This window comes from Acidianus manzaensis (assembly GCF_002116695.1).
GTDB classification, from domain to species: domain Archaea; phylum Thermoproteota; class Thermoprotei_A; order Sulfolobales; family Sulfolobaceae; genus Acidianus; species Acidianus manzaensis.
Window position 1 is genome coordinate 1,730,542 of sequence record NZ_CP020477.1, and the last position, 14,685, is coordinate 1,745,226.

The 14,685-nt window shown below is 34.1% G+C and carries 23 protein-coding genes, 1 tRNA gene and 2 pseudogenes; 13 read left to right on the forward strand and 13 right to left on the reverse strand.

What is annotated here, in order from left to right; genetic code table 11:
- Positions 1 to 3 precede the first annotated feature (3 nt).
- Positions 4 to 714, forward strand: coding sequence for an alanyl-tRNA editing protein AlaXM (alaXM, locus tag B6F84_RS08720; RefSeq protein ID WP_148691884.1), 711 nt, complete (start codon positions 4 to 6; stop codon positions 712 to 714).
- 10 nt (positions 715 to 724) lie between these two features.
- Here the strand turns inward: alaXM and B6F84_RS08725 are convergent, their stop codons facing one another.
- Genes B6F84_RS08725 through B6F84_RS08735 form a run of 3 tightly spaced genes read right to left on the reverse strand, consistent with a single transcriptional unit; the run spans position 725 to position 2,717 of the window.
- Complete coding sequence (locus tag B6F84_RS08725) at positions 725 to 1,159, reverse strand: GtrA family protein (protein WP_236748927.1); 435 nt, start codon at positions 1,157 to 1,159, stop codon at positions 725 to 727.
- 23 nt (positions 1,160 to 1,182) lie between these two features.
- Positions 1,183 to 2,139: a pyridoxal phosphate-dependent aminotransferase gene (locus B6F84_RS08730; RefSeq protein WP_148691885.1), complete on the reverse strand. Its 957-nt coding sequence runs from the start codon at positions 2,137 to 2,139 to the stop codon at positions 1,183 to 1,185.
- Complete coding sequence (locus B6F84_RS08735; protein ID WP_187152665.1) at positions 2,136 to 2,717, reverse strand: helix-turn-helix domain-containing protein; 582 nt, start codon at positions 2,715 to 2,717, stop codon at positions 2,136 to 2,138. Before B6F84_RS08735 ends, B6F84_RS08730 begins: the two co-directional genes overlap by 4 nt.
- A gap of 88 nt (positions 2,718 to 2,805) precedes the next feature.
- Between B6F84_RS08735 and B6F84_RS08740 the strand changes: the two genes are divergently transcribed.
- Positions 2,806 to 2,896, forward strand: a tRNA-Glu gene (locus tag B6F84_RS08740).
- A 113-nt stretch (positions 2,897 to 3,009) separates the two neighbouring features.
- Positions 3,010 to 4,269, forward strand: a complete 1,260-nt coding sequence (locus B6F84_RS08745) for a tyrosine-type recombinase/integrase (protein ID WP_148691886.1) — start codon at positions 3,010 to 3,012, stop codon at positions 4,267 to 4,269.
- On the opposite strand, the gene B6F84_RS08750 is transcribed toward B6F84_RS08745, so the two are convergent.
- Genes B6F84_RS08750 through B6F84_RS08775 form a run of 6 tightly spaced genes read right to left on the reverse strand, consistent with a single transcriptional unit; the run spans position 4,247 to position 5,760 of the window.
- Positions 4,247 to 4,534: a hypothetical protein gene (locus B6F84_RS08750; RefSeq protein WP_148691887.1), complete on the reverse strand. Its 288-nt coding sequence runs from the start codon at positions 4,532 to 4,534 to the stop codon at positions 4,247 to 4,249. The two genes, B6F84_RS08745 and B6F84_RS08750, sit on opposite strands and share 23 nt — an antisense overlap.
- 6 nt (positions 4,535 to 4,540) lie before the next feature.
- Positions 4,541 to 4,786 carry a hypothetical protein gene (locus tag B6F84_RS08755; protein ID WP_148691888.1) on the reverse strand — a complete coding sequence of 82 codons (246 nt, stop codon included), beginning with the start codon at positions 4,784 to 4,786 and terminating at the stop codon, positions 4,541 to 4,543.
- Entirely contained in the window at positions 4,786 to 4,986 is a 201-nt protein-coding gene (locus B6F84_RS08760; protein ID WP_148691889.1) for an aCcr1 family cell cycle regulator, read from the reverse strand. Before B6F84_RS08760 ends, B6F84_RS08755 begins: the two co-directional genes overlap by 1 nt.
- Positions 4,987 to 5,154 (reverse strand): hypothetical protein, encoded by a 168-nt coding sequence (locus B6F84_RS08765; RefSeq protein WP_236748928.1) that lies wholly within the window; start codon positions 5,152 to 5,154, stop codon positions 4,987 to 4,989.
- 38 nt (positions 5,155 to 5,192) lie between these two features.
- Complete coding sequence (locus B6F84_RS08770) at positions 5,193 to 5,444, reverse strand: protein D-63 (RefSeq protein ID WP_148691891.1); 252 nt, start codon at positions 5,442 to 5,444, stop codon at positions 5,193 to 5,195.
- Positions 5,437 to 5,760, reverse strand: a complete 324-nt coding sequence (locus B6F84_RS08775; protein WP_148691892.1) for a hypothetical protein — start codon at positions 5,758 to 5,760, stop codon at positions 5,437 to 5,439. Before B6F84_RS08775 ends, B6F84_RS08770 begins: the two co-directional genes overlap by 8 nt.
- Before the next feature lie 126 nt (positions 5,761 to 5,886).
- On the opposite strand from B6F84_RS08775, the gene B6F84_RS13875 reads away from it, so the two are divergent.
- A complete protein-coding gene (locus tag B6F84_RS13875; protein WP_187152666.1) occupies positions 5,887 to 6,057 on the forward strand; it encodes a hypothetical protein in 171 nt (56 codons plus the stop codon).
- Here B6F84_RS13875 and B6F84_RS08780 read toward each other — a convergent pair.
- Positions 6,054 to 6,359 carry a helix-turn-helix domain-containing protein gene (locus tag B6F84_RS08780; protein ID WP_148691893.1) on the reverse strand — a complete coding sequence of 102 codons (306 nt, stop codon included), beginning with the start codon at positions 6,357 to 6,359 and terminating at the stop codon, positions 6,054 to 6,056. The two genes, B6F84_RS13875 and B6F84_RS08780, sit on opposite strands and share 4 nt — an antisense overlap.
- Positions 6,360 to 6,448: 89 nt before the next feature.
- Between B6F84_RS08780 and B6F84_RS08785 the strand changes: the two genes are divergently transcribed.
- The 6 genes from B6F84_RS08785 to B6F84_RS13880 all read left to right on the forward strand — a co-directional run bounded on the left by B6F84_RS08785 (position 6,449) and on the right by B6F84_RS13880 (position 9,251).
- Positions 6,449 to 6,733, forward strand: coding sequence for a hypothetical protein (locus B6F84_RS08785; RefSeq protein ID WP_148691894.1), 285 nt, complete (start codon positions 6,449 to 6,451; stop codon positions 6,731 to 6,733).
- 16 nt (positions 6,734 to 6,749) lie between these two features.
- A complete protein-coding gene (locus B6F84_RS08790) occupies positions 6,750 to 7,346 on the forward strand; it encodes a hypothetical protein (RefSeq protein ID WP_148691895.1) in 597 nt (198 codons plus the stop codon).
- Between the two features lie 4 nt (positions 7,347 to 7,350).
- Positions 7,351 to 7,899: a helix-turn-helix domain-containing protein gene (locus B6F84_RS08795; RefSeq protein ID WP_148691896.1), complete on the forward strand. Its 549-nt coding sequence runs from the start codon at positions 7,351 to 7,353 to the stop codon at positions 7,897 to 7,899.
- 528 nt (positions 7,900 to 8,427) lie between these two features.
- Positions 8,428 to 8,625, forward strand: coding sequence for a DUF5678 domain-containing protein (locus B6F84_RS08800; protein WP_148691897.1), 198 nt, complete (start codon positions 8,428 to 8,430; stop codon positions 8,623 to 8,625).
- The gene (locus tag B6F84_RS08805; protein ID WP_148691898.1) at positions 8,585 to 9,028 is read left to right on the forward strand and encodes a hypothetical protein; all 444 of its coding nucleotides are present in this window, start codon (positions 8,585 to 8,587) and stop codon (positions 9,026 to 9,028) included. Before B6F84_RS08800 ends, B6F84_RS08805 begins: the two co-directional genes overlap by 41 nt.
- A gap of 52 nt (positions 9,029 to 9,080) precedes the next feature.
- The gene (locus B6F84_RS13880) at positions 9,081 to 9,251 is read left to right on the forward strand and encodes a hypothetical protein (RefSeq protein WP_187152667.1); all 171 of its coding nucleotides are present in this window, start codon (positions 9,081 to 9,083) and stop codon (positions 9,249 to 9,251) included.
- On the opposite strand, the gene B6F84_RS08810 is transcribed toward B6F84_RS13880, so the two are convergent.
- Positions 9,248 to 9,550: a MarR family winged helix-turn-helix transcriptional regulator gene (locus tag B6F84_RS08810; protein ID WP_148691899.1), complete on the reverse strand. Its 303-nt coding sequence runs from the start codon at positions 9,548 to 9,550 to the stop codon at positions 9,248 to 9,250. The genes B6F84_RS13880 and B6F84_RS08810 overlap by 4 nt on opposite strands.
- A gap of 95 nt (positions 9,551 to 9,645) precedes the next feature.
- Between B6F84_RS08810 and B6F84_RS08815 the strand changes: the two genes are divergently transcribed.
- The 3 genes from B6F84_RS08815 to B6F84_RS08825 all read left to right on the forward strand — a co-directional run bounded on the left by B6F84_RS08815 (position 9,646) and on the right by B6F84_RS08825 (position 11,211).
- Positions 9,646 to 9,924 (forward strand): transcriptional regulator, encoded by a 279-nt coding sequence (locus B6F84_RS08815; protein ID WP_148691900.1) that lies wholly within the window; start codon positions 9,646 to 9,648, stop codon positions 9,922 to 9,924.
- Positions 9,925 to 10,051: 127 nt separating this feature from the next.
- Positions 10,052 to 10,681: a hypothetical protein gene (locus B6F84_RS08820; RefSeq protein ID WP_148691901.1), complete on the forward strand. Its 630-nt coding sequence runs from the start codon at positions 10,052 to 10,054 to the stop codon at positions 10,679 to 10,681.
- 5 nt (positions 10,682 to 10,686) lie between these two features.
- Complete coding sequence (locus tag B6F84_RS08825; protein WP_236748929.1) at positions 10,687 to 11,211, forward strand: conjugal transfer protein; 525 nt, start codon at positions 10,687 to 10,689, stop codon at positions 11,209 to 11,211.
- Positions 11,212 to 12,862: 1,651 nt separating this feature from the next.
- Here the strand turns inward: B6F84_RS08825 and B6F84_RS08830 are convergent.
- Positions 12,863 to 13,459 (reverse strand): annotated as a pseudogene (locus tag B6F84_RS08830) (MATE family efflux transporter); the annotation flags it as partial.
- 486 nt (positions 13,460 to 13,945) lie between these two features.
- Positions 13,946 to 14,234: pseudogene (locus tag B6F84_RS08835) on the reverse strand (transposase); the annotation flags it as partial.
- Positions 14,235 to 14,685 lie beyond the last annotated feature (451 nt).

Sequence of the window (14,685 nt, forward strand, 5' to 3'; positions counted from 1 at the left end):
TTTATGACAGAAGAGCTTTATTTAAAAGATTCCTATTTGAAGGAATTTAAAGCAAAAATAACAGATATTACCAATTCAGGAATAATATTAGATAAAACTGCATTTTATCCAGGCGGAGGCGGATTAGAAAACGATACTGGTAAAATTGTATATAATAATAAGGAGTATATAGTAAAAAATGTAAAACGAGGAGAAGACAAATCGCAAATAATACACGAACTAGAATCAACAGAAGGATTAAATGTAGGTGACGAAATACAAGGAATTATTGATTGGCAAAGAAGATATAGCATGATGAGACTACATACAGCATCTCACATAATGGCTGCTTTAGCATTCTCTAAATACAATGCGCTAGTTACAGGAGGGCACATTTCACCAGACTACGCTAAAGACGATTTTAACTTAGAAAATAAAGATCAAATATACGAAATAGTTAAAGAAGCTAACGATATTATTTCTAAAAATATTGAAGTAAAAGTATATTTCCTATCTAGAGAAGAAGCACTAATGATACCTGGAATTGTTAAATTAGCCGAAAGAAGTCCTCCCAATATCCAGACATGGAGAATCGTAGAAATACCTGGAATAGATATACAAGCTGATGGAGGACCACACGTCAAAAATACTTCAGAAATTGGAAAGATAGAAATTATAAAAATAGAAAATAAAGGTAAAAAACAAAAAAGAGTATATTACAAATTATCCCAATAACTTTTTTGAATTATCCCCACACGTATTTCACTGCAGTTATAAATCTTACAGCAAAAGCAAATACTATACCAACAAAGTTAATAGCAGCTAAATACAAAGCTTGCAACTTTAAATAAGAGAAGAATAACAACAGTACAATTTCTGACAAGCTAGAAAAGTGAAGTAGTATTACTAAAAGTAAAATCACAATAGTATAGTGAACTATTCCTCCGGAATAAGAAGAAGCGTGAAATCTAATCATTCGTTTCAAGAAACTTCCTTTTCTAGCATCAGCAAAAGTCCATAAATCATTAAGTATAAAATTGAATATAACAGAAGCCTCAATAGCTAGCGCAAGTGAGAAGACAATAGGAATAAATCTAGACAAAGAGATAAATATTCCCTCATTAACTATAACTCCTCCTCCACCAACTATCAAGAACTTTAATAATTTTGGATCAAACACAATTAGTACATCAGATGAAATATTTATAAATCTTTTCCTGCTAAAATAGCATTTAGTAGATTAACAAAACTTGAAAAATTTCTCTTTACAGATATTCTTCCATAATAATTATTTAATCCTATATAATTCGAGCAATCACGTATCTTGAAAACTTTCAGTTTTGTATTTATTTCCGCTATTGGCATATTAAATTTAACAAGAACATAAGGCGCAGAAGATGCATAAACTTTTCCAGGCAATTTAAAAATCATATCCTCCCTTAATTTTCTCACATACTCTTTACTCTTAGCAAAGAATAATCTAACCTCTTTTGAATCAACGTTAGCAAAAACATAATACGCTATACTATTTACCCTCCAAGGAATGGCTTTCTTTTCTAAATACTCACTTTTTCTACCAATAGAGAATCCTAATCTTAGTCCCGGAACGCTAAAACTCTTAGTAAAAGTAGAAACAACTAAGAGATTTTCGTAATCCTTAACTAATGGAATAGCAGATTCAACATCACTTATATCGGCAAAAGATTCATCAACAACTAATTTTTTACCATTATCTAAGAACTCCTTAATTTCAGAAATATTTATTTTACTTCCAGTAGGATTATTAGGATTACTTATTATAGTTTCATCTCCTTGTAAAGAATACAGAAAACGACTATCTTCTTCTCTAGCAAAGTATATCCATTTTCTAGGATATTCTAGAAAATTAGGTTCTTCAACTACAGCAGGATCTAATAATCTTATAACCTCAGTAGCACCATTAAAAACCCCGATAAAATCAGGATCAACATTATATATTTCTGCTATATTTTCTTTTAAGCTTTTGTAATTATCTGGATATAATTCATATATCCTATTTCTTATAGCATCATTAATAAGCTCCTTGACAAAGTCTGGAACCCCTAGAGGATTAAGATTAACGCTAAAATCATCTATATCGCTTGGTTTACCTTTTATCCACTCTACTCCTCCATGCTTCAAAGTCCTCTCTCCCTAAAGAATGCTGTTATTACGTTTTTTTCAGCTCTACGTAAAATTTCCGATAGATTAGAAATACTAATATTCAATTTTTCAGCAAGTTCATTAATCTTAACCTTCTTAGGATAATCAAAATATCCAGCCTCCAAAGCAATCTTAAGTATCTGCTCTTGTCTAGCCGTTAGTATATCCTGCGACTTCAATTTAACAATTTTTAATATTTTAATATTAATTTTTGAATCCACAAATTCCTTTAACATTCTTTTTAACTCAAAATAATCCGTTAACACAACAGTCCAATAAAAACCAGATTCACTACCACTTCCATTCATTATAATATACTTTGACAAAATTTTTTCAACTTTATCATCAATATCTATAGTTCCCAAATATTTATACCTAGATACCTTAGAAAGATTCCATCCCATTTTCTTAAACTCATTCTCATCACCCTTAAATTCAACTAAAACTCTAACATAATCGTTAACATCTTTAATATCTAGAATAGAAAGCGAATTTTTAGTCCAATCTATGTTTTTAGTCCAATTTTCATGATCCACTTTAAAATTAACGTATAGCATCCCGAAAATTTATGGGAAATAAGTATTAAAGATTATATGAAGGTAGAAAGAGGAAAAATTTAAAATTATTACGTATCGAAATATATATGCTCCGGTAGTATAGCCCGGTCAAGCAATAAGCGCCGAGAGTATGCGGGCCTCTCAAGCCCGTGGCCCGGGTTCAAATCCCGGCCGGAGCACTAATTTTGTGTTGATTTGAAAGAGTGTTACGTTCTCTCTATAAAGGCGTAAATGGAACATAAAGCCTTATTTTTGGAACAGTGTCACTTTCTAATAAGTAAGGTAGGAAAATATGCTAACTGACGTAACTAAGTTAGATGAAGAACAAAGAAGGAGAATGTTAAAGAAATTAGTAGAGAAACTCGGTCTGACGCAAACAGCTAAGTTACTGGAAATAGGAAGGAGTACTTTATACAGATACATAAATACAAACCAGAATATTCCTTTAGAAACTGTAAGAAAAGCTGCAGACATGTTAACACTAGATGAACTTTCAGACGTGATCTACGGACTGAAAGTAGTTGAAGTCGACGCTACTACTGCATTATCAGTAGTTATCAAAGCCATGAAAGATGAGAAGTTCCGCAACTTTTTCGTCTCGGTTCTCTATCAGTATTTAGGAGAATATCTGAAGAATATGTCATCAACATACATAGTTACGGAAGAGGACGTAAAGAGATTCGAAAAATCACTCCAGGGTAAGACTAAAAGCACCATAGATATGAGGATGAGATATCTAATACTGGCACTCACAAGGTTAGGGTATGAGCTGAGCCCAGACGGGATCCGAGACCTATTGGCTGAGCTGAGCGAAGAAAGCAGCAATATAGCTAGACATGCTGCTAATTCTTTGAAATTATTCATAAAGACGGTAATAAGAGAGAAGAACTTACAGTTAGCCCAATTTCTTTATAACTCATTCAAAGTTCCAAAATCAAGGTATAAGTACAGACCACAACCCCTCTCTCTGGAGACTATAAGAGACATATTTGATAACATAAGTCATTTAGGGGCTAGGGCTTTCTTCTTATTGTTAGCAGAGTCTGGACTCAGGGTAGGAGAAGTTTATTCATTAAAATTAGATCAACTAGATCTAGAAAACCGCGTAATAAAAGTTATGAAAGAAACGGAAACTAAAAGAGCCTACGTTTCATTTATACATATTGAAACTAAAAAGTGGTTACAAGAAATCTATTTCCCGTATAGAGAAGAATTCATAAGGACTTACGAGCCTGCAGTTAAGCAAATAGGAGCAGATGTTGAAGTGTGGAAGCAGAAATTATTTCCTTTTCAATTAGCAGATTTGCGGGCTTCTATAAAAGAAGGAATGAGGAAAGTCTTGAGTAAGGAGTTCAGACTTTACGACTTAAGATCATTCTTCGCTTCTTATATGATAAAGAACGGAGTATCGCCCATGATAGTGAACTTATTACAGGGGAGAGCACCCCCTACTCAATTCCAAATACTCCAGAACCACTATTTCGTTATGAGTGAGATAGAGTTACAAAGAATTTTTGATGAAAAAGGACCTAAGCTACTTTCTCTAAAATAAGGTCAATCTCTTTACCTAAATATTGCTCCCATATCTGCCTAAGTGAAATAGGTAATGTAAGCACAAAGTAGCTTCCATGTCTGTATATGCTTCTTAGGCCTATCAGGATTTCACGCTCATTAGTTATAGCTGTCACGCTCCATTTCCCGTAACTTAGATATTTGTCGAAACGCTGAGGCAAATAAACATAATAAATTTCCTTCCTACCATTTCTCATTTTAGACACTGTAACTCCAGGTATCAATAATTTACCTATTTCGGCCATTCCAGTTCACCTAGTAAACTCCCCAGTTTCACGTAATTTTTCGACAATTTCTCTGAGCTTAGTTTCCTTATGCTCCGAAAGTTGCATAGTCCTAATTATAATATTTTGTAGAGTCTGATATTTCTTCTTATACTCCTTATTCTCTTTTTCGAGTCTTTCTATCTTCTTTTCTAATCTTTCAGCTAGTTCCCTATAGCGCTGCAGCTCTATCTTCAGTCTCTCATTCTCTTTAACGATCTCGCTTATTGCCATCATAACTCCCTCGTAAACGTTTCGTTTTGTAAATTCTCTTCTATTTTAGCAGCCTTTCTGTAGACTCTTCCCTTTCTATGGTTTAAGTAAAGTCTTATTGCTTCTCTGATAACTTCACTACGCTCTTTTCTATTATTTAAACAGTAAAGATCCAATTGCTGTAGTAATTCTTCGTTAACTTTGAATGTGATTACTCTCATTTAGCTCACCTCGACAACTTCTAACTTGCCAATCCTGAGCTCCATTTTTACCGTAAATATCTCTTTGTCCTCTTCATAGATCTTTACTAGTATGTGTTCCGAATCAATTATGAAGTAGTTGAAATAGTCGTATACTCTTATCTTGTCTTCCAGTACGCTTTTTATCATATCTTCCACGTTATCCCAATCTAATTTTAGTAAATCCGTCATTCGTCCTCCAGCCTTCTTTTTATGTCATTCTTGTCATATCTTACTTCTCTTTTTAGAGAATACAAGTTAGATTCTATTTTCTGTGCTAAGAATATTGACTTCTCTAATCTGCTGCTTATTGTTTCATCGTCTATTACGTCAGAAAATCTAAATTCTGTTTTCAGCATTCTAACTAAAGATAATAGTTCTCTAATGTTTTCATCGAGTTCGGTGAATAATTCGTGTAGTTCTGTTGTTTGCTCAGTCATCTTTCTCACCTATTGTTGCAATTATTTCCAATGCCTTTCTCGCCTTCTCTTTCACTCTTTCAATTATCCATTTTTTCGCATTTTCGTCCATCTCAACGACCTGAAGTACTCTGTCATCTGAAGGAGCGTAACCCTTCAGTAGTTTGTAGTAGCCCGTCTTGCTTAGTTGCTTCATCTGTACCATTTCTTCGAAATCACTACTAAACTCCTGAACAAATTCTACTTTATCTTCTTTGTCTAGCAACGAAATCAAAAAAATCAAATCTTTTTTCCCGTTAACTGGGGGGTTTTTGCTTCGGATTTGAAGTGTGGACATTTTTGTTATTACCTATTACTTTCTAAGTTAGAAAGTAATATTTAAGCTTTTTGTTTTCTAACTTACAACATAGAATGTCATATAATTTTGTCTGGGTCTCTCTTTTTTTTTAAGAACAGATTTGATATGGACCGGGCCTATTATCTAGGCGCAAAATACGTAATCCTAAAATTAAGAGAGAGATTAGTAACCAAACTTGATGACAGGTCCTTTAATTTACTAGATGAAGAATTAGAGAAAATTGAAAAAGAATTGGACTTAAGATTTTTCGTTTCCGAAGAGCAGAAAAAAGATTAACGTATTTCAGAAATCTTTGAGAATCCTATATCCTTAAGAACTTGTAATAGTCTCTTACCTTTCTCCGTAAGAATAGCCATAGTGCTTCTTCCTTTTTCTTCGTATTTTATTAGATCTAATTGTAATAAATTCTTTTCTATTGTGTTGTAGTATATCCCAGGGCTTATTTTAGCTTTGTTCCACAGTTCAGATAAGGAGCATGGCTCCTCCAGTGCTATAAGGATTTTATACAGGTGTTCACACCTTAACGGGTTCGACAGATCTCTAGGCATAATTCTTCTATCTTCCAATTTGTAAGCCATGATTAAGATATTTTTTTATGTACCTTATAAATTATTAAGCAAAACATAAGACTTATAAGTTATGATTTGTAATTTCTACTTTAGAAAGTATGAGAAGGAACACAAACCCGTTAAGATGTGAGCATGTATTCAAACTACTAATAAGTTTGAGTTCTTCACCTAAAGCAATAACTGAATTACAGCTAGAAACTAGAATAAGTCCTGCAGCATTTTACAATACGGTTATTCCGTCTCTCAAAGAATTGGAATTAGTAGAAGAAACATATGAGCAAGGAAAACATAACAGTGTAAAAAGAATAATAAAAATTACAGAAAAAGGACGGAAATTGATAGAGACTTTGATGGAAATTTGGAGTACGGCAATAATTGAATAAACTGGGGGGGTAACGGATGATACTGGCAATTGGTTATAATCCTTTAATTAACAAACTTCAGAACCTTAACGATTATATTATCTATCCGCGATTTTTCGACGACAAAAAAACTCTGCTTATCGAAAAAAACTACAAAGCGTATTTGAAGAAGCTGTGGGCGAATAGAAAGAAGATAGAAATAGCACTATATCCTGACAACATCAATTACGTACTGCCAGTCCCGCGGAATATACTATATGTAATTCCTATCCACGATTTGAGCCAGATTGAAATCGCTGACAAACTCCGAGAGAATAATTACAGCGTAATAATGGGGTATGCAAGTGATGCCAGGTATAGAAATTATGATATTCATAGCTTCATAAAGGAAAGCAAAAAATATGAAAAATGGTACCTGGGTATTTCTACAAAGAGAGAATTAAGAGAGGCGTTGAGGTATAGCTTTGATTACGGAGACATCACACTGATGCTTCTAGGGAAGTTCGAACAGATAAAGAACTTAGATTATGTAATGAGAAAACTCACAGAATTACTAAACTACATAAAATCCCAAGGTAGGCAAACAACGCTTTCTGAATTTCTTTCAGTAAACTGGGGAGTTTATTCTAGGTGAGACTATGGAAATAACACCGCTCTTTAGATCTGAAAAGACGCTAGCTACATTTGAATTATTAGCCGATCTTAGGCCCCACACTGCTGCAGAAATAGCTGCATATGTAGGAATAGATGATTCACGCGAGGTCTACCCGAGGTTGAAGAGATGGGCCACTCTCATAGATATTAAGAAGATAGGGATCAGAAAGAATATATACAGACTTAAGGACAGGGTAGTAGAGGCGGTAAAGAAGGGTTTGAAGATATCAACGAAAGCTGAAAAGGTCCTAAAGAAGGCTGAGAAAGTGATGAAGAAGACTATGGGGAGAGAATTGAATGAGGAAGAGAAGGCAGTACTAGAATTCCTTATTAATTATTGGAAGCAGACAGGGAAGAAGTGGTATGAGGGGAAAGTAGAACCTGTAGTGCAGACAATTGCCAGGATAAAAGGGTTAGATCCTAGTGACGTTGTTTCTGCGATACTGTCTCTATATCAAGCAGGGCTGATAGCATTATGGCCTGACGCTGATAGGCCTAAGAAAGTTGCCGTAACTAAAACACTTCTTGCATGAGAGAATAACAGTTAGTTAATGTTATCAACCTTTTTTCTTAATTTTGTAAAATAAATTCTAACAAGCGTTAACTCCCCAGTTTAATTTGTAAATTTTTATCTAAAAGTGTAACTAACTCTTTGAATAAACACCCCAGTTTATTAAAATAAAATTCAATCTTCTCTAAAAAGAGATATAATATATATAACTACTACTGAAAACATTCCAAACACATTTACTACAAAACTCACTTCACTTTTTACTTTCAATCTTACGTATTTTTACATAAGCTAACATATAGCAATTGTTTAAGCTAATTGTATTTTACACTTTCACTTTTAGAAAAATTTTAGAAGATGAGAGGCCTTATACTGAGGAAACTACCCTGGGCCTAAACTTTCATCCAAAAAATCACATGAGCTTTTCACTTTAGTAGTAGTTAATAGTGGTAAACCGGGGAGTTTTCCTTTGTAACGTATTATATATATAAATTTTTTGATACGTAAAGCGTAAAGAAAGTTGATATTCTTAGAATAACAGTTTTAATATATGCCTGAAAGTTTGATAGTGAGGGATCCTAAATATCTAGGTAAGTTTATTGCAGTGGATAGAGAATTCAATATTATAGGTTATGCTGATTCCAGGGAAGAGCTAGAAAAAGAGTTAAATAAAAAAGGTTATAGTATAGCCGATTACGATATAATATATGTCCCTAAATCCCTCAAAAAAGATCCTGAAAGCTATTAATTTTTCAGATTTTTATGAAAATAAGATTCCCTTGCTTCAGGTTGAGTTAGAATGTCCTAAAATCGGAAGGGGGAAAATTGTTTTAGGGCTCATAGATACTGGTAGTAAGTATACGATAATTAATAAGCATGTAGTAAAAGAATGTTTTACGAAAGATAACCTAAAAACAAAGTATGCTAACAAGGTAGTTATTAATAATAAGGAATATGAAAGATACTCCTTTAGATTTACGTTTCCCCAGTTGGACAATATAAGTGAGATATTCAATGCCGCAATTATGGAGTACAATCTTTTCCCTGAAGAGTTAGTACCGAGCGTTATTTTGGGCAGAGAAGATTTTTTGAAAGGGGTAGTAATTTGCATGTACAAATCTGAATGGATAGCAATATATAAGGAATTTTAACTTTCGGAGCTCTCTGACCGATATTTATTACTTTTGTATATTTTGATATAAAATGGATAAAGATAGTTATGTGAAAGGATTCGAAGACTGCTTAGATTTTGTTTTAATAGAGTTAAAGAAATCAAAAGATCTAAACGACGCAAAAACTAGAATTGAAGTAATCTATACAGAGTTTAAAGAAAACAAATATGAAACTATAAAGAAAATGTTAAACTTAGATTAGACTTCTACGGACGGCCTTTGTGGGTGCTTTGAACTTTCACTGATTATATCTACTATTTCTTTCAGCTTCTTAGCAACTTCCTTTCCATAGTCAGTCAAAAATATAAGCCTTCTTCTTGGGAATGTGTCTTCTCTCTTATCGTAAACCAAACCTAACTCCATTAACTCGTCTATAGCCTTTTTTATTGCGTTAGGATTACTCTCTGTCTTATCTGATATATCCCTAAAGGCCGATCCATTATTTTCGAGCAGAAATAATAATACCCTTTGTTGTATTTCGGTTAACTCTGTACGTTTCACGTAGTAAAAATGCAATTATTACATAATGAATATATGCAATTCGCTACGTGTCACGTATAAGAAGATTTATATATTCGCTACGCGTAACGTATCATATGAAAATAAGAGACATACTGGTCCTTCCATCTGCAAAAATTTTACTAGTATTGTTAGATGGTCCAAAAAACGATAAGGAAATAGTCTCTACACTAAAGATGAGCTCAACAACATATAACGAGAATATAACATGGTTATTGGCACACGGATTTATACAAAAGATCGACAGTAAATATTCACTTACAGATAAGGCTAAACAACAGTTAGTTAACGTATTTCTGCCTCTTGTGCCATACATAGAGAGATTGAAAGAATTAGCTATTACTACAACAACTTAAAAAAAGGAAAAGATGTGCAGGGGAGGTCAATGAAAATATTCTCAAAGATCCTAATAAGCATTGCGCTAGTTCTGATTCTCTACTTCATTCTTCTTCAGATTGAGAACGATAAACTGGGGGTTAACGCATGATTATCGGTATGGGAAAAAGTCCAATATCTACACTTCTACAGCAGTATAGTTCTATCTGTGCATATCCTTGCTTCTTTGACAATAAAGTATTGTTAACTGGGGATAGAAATAGGGCCTATATTCAATACATTAAACTATTAGTAAGGCATTATGCGAAATACGGTAAGGTACTTAAAATCGCAATATGGCCCGATTATACTTCATTGTATAAAGTAGAGAAAATAGCAAACATATACTTATTTAATAATATAAGGTTCATAGTCCCTATTCATGATTTATCAGAACTCTCTATTGCTGATGAACTAAGAGAAAATTGTTTCAGGGTTTTCGCGGGTTACGCTTCCGATAAGAAACTTAGAAATTATGATCTTGCCGATTTCAAAACGGTAAATTATGATCTCTGGTATTTAGGAGTATCATCTAAACATGAGGCAAGAGAGGCAGTACTGAATAATTTCCAGGGTTTTGACATAACTACTTTTCTCTTTGGAAGACATGAGGATAGAAAAGACAGCAAAAAACTTGTATCGAATATACTAAATTTCGTTAAAGAGATTAAGCACCAGGGAAGGCAAACAACACTTTCTGAATTTGTTTCAGTAAACTGGGGAGTTTATTCTAGGTGAGAATGATGGAAATTACTCTACCCTTCAGATCCAAAAATATGGCAACATTATTCAAGGAATTACACTCTGGGCCTAAATTGGCAAAACAATTAGCAAACTTAATCAAAACTGAATCTAAGGAGATTTACCCCAGATTGAAGAGGTATATCGTGAAGGGTTGGGTGAAGGTCCGGAAAGTAAACAACGTGAACGTTTACTCACTCACCGAAGCTGCCAGGAAGATTCTCGAATCCAAGGGTAGTTTCGAAAAAGTGAAGGAGAAGGCCGAGGAAATTTTGGGCCATAGGTTAGATGAAGATGAGACGGAAGTTCTAAGAGTGTTTTACGAAAGCAAATACATAGAAAATTCAAGGGACGAAACCATAGCTGAGCAGGTATATTATGCTGTAAGGAAGAGGAATAGAAAAATAACGCTGACCAGGGTAGAAGAAATACTCAAGGAGTTCACGCTAAGGAGAATCGTATTCGCGTTCAGACTGAGAAGCGGGCAGATCCTTAAGGCCAGGTTAGATAAATCACTTCTTCAGTAAGAGGATAACGACTAACTAACGTTATCAACCTAATTTCTCTTGCTTGGAATAAAAATTCTAACATGCGTTAACTGGGGAGTTTATTTTCAAAAAATCTTTCTAAAAGTAGCTTAATTTTTTGAGTTAACTCCCCAGTGTACTGAAACAAATCCTAAATTCTCTTTATAAAGATTTCCTAATATATACTACTACTAACACAAAAACAAAAAATAAAAACAAACACAGAACTTTTATATTTCTTTCAATTTTACGTATTTTTACACAGACTAAATTACACTCTTATAAGACTAATTCATTTTTTACTTTAACTTTTAGAAAAATTTTAGAAGATGAGAGGCCTTACATTAAAGAAACTACCTGGGCTGGGATTTTCGTTTACAAAATTCATCTGGGCCTTTTCACTTTCTTAGTAGTAGTAAATGCTGGTAAACTGGGGAGTTAACGAATTATGGGGGTGTATTATACCTAAATAATAAAAATAGGATCCGCCCTGAGTGGACCTTTCTTCCCCTATATGCGCACTTCACTTTTTTGCGACTTTATGAAACTTACTTTTTCACTTTTTCTTACTATTTGCGAAATTTTAGCAATCTATATATTTTACTTTTTCTCACAACTTTCTAAAAATTTATTTTTTATATGTTTGAATTTATTTACTTTTTATTGCAATTTTTTTGCCTGTCCCATTTTCATTGGCCCCCCTTAAAGTCAGTCAGTTAGAAAGTAGGGATCTGGAGTTTAGTAGTTGGTCTGGAAAGCCAGTTAGTAGGTCCAATAGAAGCTGGTTCTGTAGTTAGGTCCATAGTAGGTAGGTCAGAAGTTTGTTTAGTCAGACAGTCAGTTTAAAGTAGGTCCTTTAGTAGGTCCAGAGTGGGGTTAAGGGGTGAAACCCCTTATACTAGTTTAGTAGGTTAGTAGTCTGTTAAGTTGATCTAGATAGTTAGTTGACCCTAAGAATAGTAGGTTATTAGGTTGGGTTATAGGGCGATAGCCCTATTAGTGGGGTTAAGGGGCGAAGCCCCTTATATATTGGGTTAAAATCTCTTAAAAGAGAAATATGAAAAAGAATAGATTAGAAGAAGAGTGGATTATATGTTGATTTGAAATATTTAGAGAATACGAAAAGAAGGAAAGAGAAGAAGAGGAAAGAGTAAGTAATGCAGATTTGAGAAAATCCTATGTAGATTCTTAAAAAAGAGATAGTGAGAGAGTAAGGAGGAGTAGAAGACAGTTAAGGAAGTGAGAGAGCAGACAGTTAGAAGTAAAGAAAAAAGAGCAGTGAGAAGAAGAGAGGATTATATAATGTTGATTTGAAAATTGAAGAGACTTTTAGATAATATGAAAAGAGAAATGAGAAAGAAGAATAGAAAAGAGAAGTGAGGGCATAGGTCCTATTTAGATAAGAAGAGCTGCAGAGAGACAGAAAGAATAAGGAAGGACTGAGGAAAGTAGAAGAGCAGTTAGAAAGAAGAAAAAAGAGTAAAGCAGCTTTGAAGAAGAGCAAAGTGAGTAGAGAAAAGAGAAGCTGATGAAGAGCTTAGGCAGGGAATTAAGAGAAAGAAGGAAAGTGAGGAAAGAAGAGAAGGAAGATTTAGCTAAAAGAGATTTGAAGAGCAAAAAGAATAGGAAAAGAAAAGAGAAGAAGAGCTGCAAAGTATATAGAGAGAAAGGCAAAGTCTGGCGTAGGTAGCACTAATCCAACCTTTTTACTAATAAATGTGTAATTCATAGATACTGAGAGTATTCCTCCCAAAGTCCATATTTCAACGAAGAGATATATATTGTGGTAGAGAACAGCGATTATTGCTATCCCCCATCTTATGACTAGAAAGGAGTTTCCAGTAATCGCAGATTCTGTAAACATATCCATTCCTATCATTATTGCTACCATTACGCTATTAAGGAGGTAAAGGAGGAGATAAGGTATTGCTAACTTAACATAATCTGGAAAGAAAAGAAGGATAAGGAAAATCGGTAAAACTAGAAAAGGGAGCGAAAGGAATTTTCCTACTACCTCTTTAGTTATCTCTTTTCTAGCATAGAGATAAGATATTTCCCTAGTTATTATTTGGCCTGGAATAAAGTAAAAGAAAGCCGACGTAACTACCTCAAGTAATTGAAGTATTGCAACTTTTCCAAAGAATGCTGGATTAGAAATTTTCGCTGTAATAATGAAGAATATTAAAGCAATTATTACATTAGTAGTAGTAACGCTAAGACTCTTCAATGCATTCTTAATAGGATTCATTCAGTTTTAGCTCTTTGAAAGAAAAATATTAAAGCTTTCCCTTAGATTGCTTGAGAATGGGCCATTCAGGTCTTCTTTGCGAATTGTATTTTCTAAATGATACTGTTGTAAAAATGTTAACATTGGTGATCGTCTATCTTTGTTAGTTAGTCATCTTCATTTAGTTAATTTCTAGTTATCTTCGAAATAAAGTGAATTCGCAAAGGACACTTGAATCGCCCCTTGAGAATATTGTATTGACAAGGAGTGTTCTCATGCAGTCATCTTATTCGATATCATATAGTAAAATTAAATTAGGTTAGAAATTTTCACAATTAATCGTTTCGATCGAGATGCAGCCAATGAATTAAAACGTGAAAACAGCCTCTGAAAAAGCTTATGTGTGAGGGCGTTCAGTAATAAATCTTTTGGTCCAATTTTGAGCATAGTATCAGCTACTATTGCCACGCGGATCTCTTTCAATCCACGTGATAGGGGAGGGTCACTTCACCTCACATTATTATACCAAACACTCCACACTATCCTAGCTAAGGCAGTGTACAACTTCTTACCCTTCAGTTTGTCCTTGTGGGTTTCGTAGAACTTAAAGGAGAGTTGGGTTACGCGAATATTGAGTCTCGGCAAGGAAATAAAACAAGCTACGCAAATACTTGTTACCCCTCTTGGAGATACCCTTTCTAACCTCAATCCTACCACTCCTCTCAACTATCGGGTCTAAACCGCAATAAGCAACGAAGGATTCAGGTCTTGGGAAACGCTTAATACCACCCACAACAGTTGTGTTTCACCAATTTTACTAGAAATGATGTAATTTCTATGTTAGGGGAAAATATCAGGTGATAGTTGAAAAAATCGGCCTATTTCAACAACATTATCAAAAAGTTTTTAGATTAAACGAAAAGAAGGTTAAAAAAGGAGTTTGTATATAGTGCGTAATATCATTTGTTTAGTATTATCAAGGGGAGAGGGGAGGTCTAGGAAAGTGACCAGGGAAGGGTTAAAGCGAGGGACTTCGTGATTCCGTTATGTAAATCATAACACATGCATCTAAAAAGGAGTTGAGTTCCTCGCTAACTTCTTAAACTTCCTCGGCGTACAGAGGACGTTATGCACGCCGTTCTAACTGCGTGATAAAAATTCATATAGCATTTATCGGAAAATCCTGGCAGTTCAAGAGGCCCATAAAAACTTTTTAAAATTAGAACCTTTAATTTTTGTATGACCAA

What these genes read in the sequence shown, in the direction of transcription:
- alaXM (WP_148691884.1), top strand. Translation starts at nt 4, where the DNA reads ATGACAGAAGAGCTTTATTTAAAAGATTCCTATTTGAAGGAATTTAAA.
- B6F84_RS08735 (WP_187152665.1), bottom strand. Translation starts at nt 2,717, where the DNA reads ATGCTATACGTTAATTTTAAAGTGGATCATGAAAATTGGACTAAAAAC.
- B6F84_RS08745 (WP_148691886.1), top strand. Translation starts at nt 3,010, where the DNA reads ATGCTAACTGACGTAACTAAGTTAGATGAAGAACAAAGAAGGAGAATG.
- B6F84_RS08750 (WP_148691887.1), bottom strand. Translation starts at nt 4,534, where the DNA reads ATGGCCGAAATAGGTAAATTATTGATACCTGGAGTTACAGTGTCTAAA.
- B6F84_RS08755 (WP_148691888.1), bottom strand. Translation starts at nt 4,786, where the DNA reads ATGGCAATAAGCGAGATCGTTAAAGAGAATGAGAGACTGAAGATAGAG.
- B6F84_RS08760 (WP_148691889.1), bottom strand. Translation starts at nt 4,986, where the DNA reads ATGAGAGTAATCACATTCAAAGTTAACGAAGAATTACTACAGCAATTG.
- B6F84_RS08765 (WP_236748928.1), bottom strand. Translation starts at nt 5,154, where the DNA reads ATGATAAAAAGCGTACTGGAAGACAAGATAAGAGTATACGACTATTTC.
- B6F84_RS08770 (WP_148691891.1), bottom strand. Translation starts at nt 5,444, where the DNA reads ATGACTGAGCAAACAACAGAACTACACGAATTATTCACCGAACTCGAT.
- B6F84_RS08775 (WP_148691892.1), bottom strand. Translation starts at nt 5,760, where the DNA reads ATGTCCACACTTCAAATCCGAAGCAAAAACCCCCCAGTTAACGGGAAA.
- B6F84_RS13875 (WP_187152666.1), top strand. Translation starts at nt 5,887, where the DNA reads ATGGACCGGGCCTATTATCTAGGCGCAAAATACGTAATCCTAAAATTA.
- B6F84_RS08780 (WP_148691893.1), bottom strand. Translation starts at nt 6,359, where the DNA reads ATGGCTTACAAATTGGAAGATAGAAGAATTATGCCTAGAGATCTGTCG.
- B6F84_RS08785 (WP_148691894.1), top strand. Translation starts at nt 6,449, where the DNA reads ATGAGAAGGAACACAAACCCGTTAAGATGTGAGCATGTATTCAAACTA.
- B6F84_RS08790 (WP_148691895.1), top strand. Translation starts at nt 6,750, where the DNA reads ATGATACTGGCAATTGGTTATAATCCTTTAATTAACAAACTTCAGAAC.
- B6F84_RS08795 (WP_148691896.1), top strand. Translation starts at nt 7,351, where the DNA reads ATGGAAATAACACCGCTCTTTAGATCTGAAAAGACGCTAGCTACATTT.
- B6F84_RS08800 (WP_148691897.1), top strand. Translation starts at nt 8,428, where the DNA reads ATGCCTGAAAGTTTGATAGTGAGGGATCCTAAATATCTAGGTAAGTTT.
- B6F84_RS08805 (WP_148691898.1), top strand. Translation starts at nt 8,585, where the DNA reads ATGTCCCTAAATCCCTCAAAAAAGATCCTGAAAGCTATTAATTTTTCA.
- B6F84_RS13880 (WP_187152667.1), top strand. Translation starts at nt 9,081, where the DNA reads ATGGATAAAGATAGTTATGTGAAAGGATTCGAAGACTGCTTAGATTTT.
- B6F84_RS08815 (WP_148691900.1), top strand. Translation starts at nt 9,646, where the DNA reads ATGAAAATAAGAGACATACTGGTCCTTCCATCTGCAAAAATTTTACTA.
- B6F84_RS08820 (WP_148691901.1), top strand. Translation starts at nt 10,052, where the DNA reads ATGATTATCGGTATGGGAAAAAGTCCAATATCTACACTTCTACAGCAG.
- B6F84_RS08825 (WP_236748929.1), top strand. Translation starts at nt 10,687, where the DNA reads ATGGAAATTACTCTACCCTTCAGATCCAAAAATATGGCAACATTATTC.